General features: G+C 49.1%; 4 protein-coding genes. 1 reads left to right on the top strand and 3 read right to left on the bottom strand.

Annotated features, from left to right (window positions below):
- Nucleotides 1–159 precede the first annotated feature (159 nt).
- The 3 genes from KB557_RS10490 to KB557_RS10480 form a co-directional block, all read right to left on the bottom strand.
- Entirely contained in the window at nt 160–1,104 is a 945-nt protein-coding gene (locus KB557_RS10490; protein WP_255133985.1) for an ArdC family protein, read from the bottom strand.
- Nucleotides 1,105–1,559: 455 nt separating this feature from the next.
- Nucleotides 1,560–1,775 carry a hypothetical protein gene (locus tag KB557_RS10485; RefSeq protein WP_255133983.1) on the bottom strand — a complete coding sequence of 72 codons (216 nt, stop codon included), beginning with the start codon at nt 1,773–1,775 and terminating at the stop codon, nt 1,560–1,562.
- A 229-nt stretch (nt 1,776–2,004) separates the two neighbouring features.
- A complete protein-coding gene (locus KB557_RS10480) occupies nt 2,005–2,373 on the bottom strand; it encodes a thermonuclease family protein (protein ID WP_255133981.1) in 369 nt (122 codons plus the stop codon).
- Between the two features lie 236 nt (nt 2,374–2,609).
- Here KB557_RS10480 and KB557_RS10475 point away from each other — a divergent pair.
- Nucleotides 2,610–2,829: hypothetical protein (locus KB557_RS10475; protein WP_255133979.1), on the top strand; the 220-nt coding region annotated here is incomplete at its 3' end.

The following is a 2,829-nucleotide window of genomic DNA, read 5'->3' as shown; positions in this document are numbered from 1 at the left end:
GGGCAACCAATGAACAATGAGAACGATTTAGGACGCCAAATTTCATGGTGCCTTTAAGCCTGTTTTTGTGTACATATTTAGGGGAGCAGAAGCTACTTCCCATTGCTTCGGGCTATTAGCCCTCGGCGGCTTATGCAGCCGCAAGCTGCCGATCACTACCTACTGGGATGGGATAAATGGAGCATTTAATTCCTCCGGCCAAATCAGCTTTGATGCTGAATTTGCATCACGCATTACCTGGAAGAGAATCTTTGGCTCTTTTTTTAATAGCCCAATCCAATGGCATAAATAAGCTGCATGTGATTCAATTTCAGATCCAATTTCCAAACGATCACCGAGCAAAACTGCACCTAATTCAGCTACAAGCTCTTCTATGGCATAGCTTTTGGAGCCAAATTTTCCTTTCTGATCGCGATCAAGCCGCGAGTGATGGCCGGTGGAATGGATCGCTTCATGGGCCCAGGTGGCACAAAATGCAGCAGGGCTATTAAAGGCTGATCTTTCAGGTAACTGAATGCGATCAATAGCTGGTGCATAAAAGGCTTGATTACCGCCAAAGCCCACCTGCACTTTCCAGCTTCTTAAGGCAGCTTCTGCATTTTCTAGCCTTTCTGGCTCTGGTTTTACTTGATAGCCAGCCTGGAATTTACGCAGCTTGATCAATTCCTCCAGCTTCTCGCCTTCTAGATCATTGGCATTAAATACAGCGGTGGGCTTAAAGGCCATCCATTCTTTTACGGTGGATTCACCTTTGCTGCCATCAGCGCCATCAATACCTTCTTCTTCATAACGATTTAATTGCGGGCGCACGATATAAGCGCATTTAGAACCTTTCTTAGGCGTAATCCCAAGCTTTCTTGCTTCTGCGTAGCCGCACCAATACGGCAGCACTGAACCTCTAACGTGCATGCCGATTGTGAGCAAGATCACATTGGAGCCCCGATATTGATGGCCGCTTAAAAGATTTACGTGATGGCAACTAGAGCCATCTTCTGCCCAAGGCTTACGCCATGGCGCAATGCCTGCCTCCATTAATTCAATTAAACCAGCAACGATCTTTTCTTCTGGCGCGGGACCATCAAACTTTTTCTTTGAAACAGACATTTGCGAGGAAACGCAGGACTGCCTTGTGACTCGATATGAGGGCAAGGGTTCGCGCAGCAAACTTGCCTTAGCCCTTGCGCCATATCGAAACAATGCAGAAACCTGCGTGACGAATAAACATTTGCCTTTGGTGTACCCCTATCACGCTATTTCGTATCACCTAGATCTATGGATGCTGGATTTATGCACCTAAGGCAACAGTTAATAGCGCCGGCCCCTCACCCGATGTCAATTCTCTACATCCCATTGCCGGCCATTCTTTTGCTCTTTTGCTTCTGGGCCGCAGCAACCCATAGGACCAAGACCCAAAGAGCCAAGACCCATAGGGTCAAGATCTACAGCGCATATAAGTCTTCTAAAGTGCTCTCCCCTGTTAAGTAAGACCCATAAAGCCGAGTGTTTAAAACTCCGCGCAGGGGAAGTTAAAACCCTCCGTAGGAGGGAGGGCTTGCGCCCTAGATAACGGATACGGTGCAGCCAGGGGTACCTGCGAATCTTTTTGCAAATTCAAATGCTTTTTCTGCTGGAATAAAACGCATCTTTTTAACTGCTTTACCGCGCTTACCGATATTGCTGATCTGGCATGGCTGAGAACCAGCTTTCTTGATGCCAGGGGCATATTGATGAATGATCAGGCAACGAATTGGGCAGGAAGGGAATTGAACTTGCATTGGGGCTTTGACGAATTACGCGCAGATCGCGCCATTCATCCGAAGGATTTGCAAGGGGCGCCAAAGGCGACTTGCGTAGCCCTTGCTAATTCGAGGTGAGTTGGCAGCCTGCGACGTGATGAGACAACCCCCGTGCTGTTCAACCCTGACGTCAAATGAAGCCTGCTTAGTTCAGCAAACCCTGGGGAATGAAAGTAAGTCTCAGCGCAGCTATCCCAATTGCAAGCTGCTAAGGCCAAAAAAAAGAGCATTTCAAAAGGGAAAGTGAAGTTAGCAACCATTTCGTGGCGTCAGGAATAAGGTCGGGCCCTTTCTCTAACTCGCTTGCCTTTTGCAGGCTCCAATGGGGCGGGCTCAATCCAAACCTGCCCCTGTTAGGAGCACTGCCGGAACTTCTCCTGCCACTTCTGTAATCCCAGGGTCGTTGGATACCGCCAGGCACTGCCCATACACCAAAACTTTTTAAACGTGCTTCGTTTTCAAGGCGTGAATAGGTTTCACGGTCACATCCTTCTATGTAATGCCAATAAACAAAAGCAGCACCTGCTGCCACCAAGGCTTGGTTGATATTGGTAGTTCCTTTTAATACCTCAGCCATTAATGGCATCACCCTTGATACCTCCTGCCGTTAGCGCAGTTGGTTACTTCAAGGCATTTCTCACAACTTTGAGCTTCTTTCCCCAGAATCTCAAGGTCCTGCGCCTGTATGCAGGGCTAAACCCAGAAATGTGAGTCACGTGGTTGGTCCGGGTTACTGGGAATATGGTCTTACCAGGCGTTGCTCTCGACGCGGTTTCGGTAATGGCACTGACAGGATTTGCCACTAGCGCAGCGATGTCTTTGCTGATTGCAATGGGAGGCCTAGCGCTGCCTCCTTTGGGGATTGCTGCTGCTGATCCGCGGGTTGCGCAGGCCACATCGCAAGTAGATGCGGGGTTGGATGCCGAGAAGGTGAAGCAGCTCGATGCAGAGGTTGAACAGCTTTATGAAGCCGGCCAGTATGCAGAGGCGACAGCGATTGCAGAACAAAGCTTGGCGTGGAGGGAGGTAGAGC

It is taken from the genome of Synechococcus sp. Cruz CV12-2-Slac-r (assembly GCF_024346075.1).
Taxonomy (GTDB): domain Bacteria; phylum Cyanobacteriota; class Cyanobacteriia; order PCC-6307; family Cyanobiaceae; genus Synechococcus_D.
The sequence above is the reverse complement of the archived record's forward strand: the minus strand, read 5'-3'. Positions and strand labels throughout refer to the sequence as shown.

What these genes read in the sequence shown, in the direction of transcription:
- KB557_RS10480 (WP_255133981.1), bottom strand. Translation starts at nt 2,373, where the DNA reads ATGGCTGAGGTATTAAAAGGAACTACCAATATCAACCAAGCCTTGGTG.
- KB557_RS10490 (WP_255133985.1), bottom strand. Translation starts at nt 1,104, where the DNA reads ATGTCTGTTTCAAAGAAAAAGTTTGATGGTCCCGCGCCAGAAGAAAAG.
- KB557_RS10485 (WP_255133983.1), bottom strand. Translation starts at nt 1,775, where the DNA reads ATGCAAGTTCAATTCCCTTCCTGCCCAATTCGTTGCCTGATCATTCAT.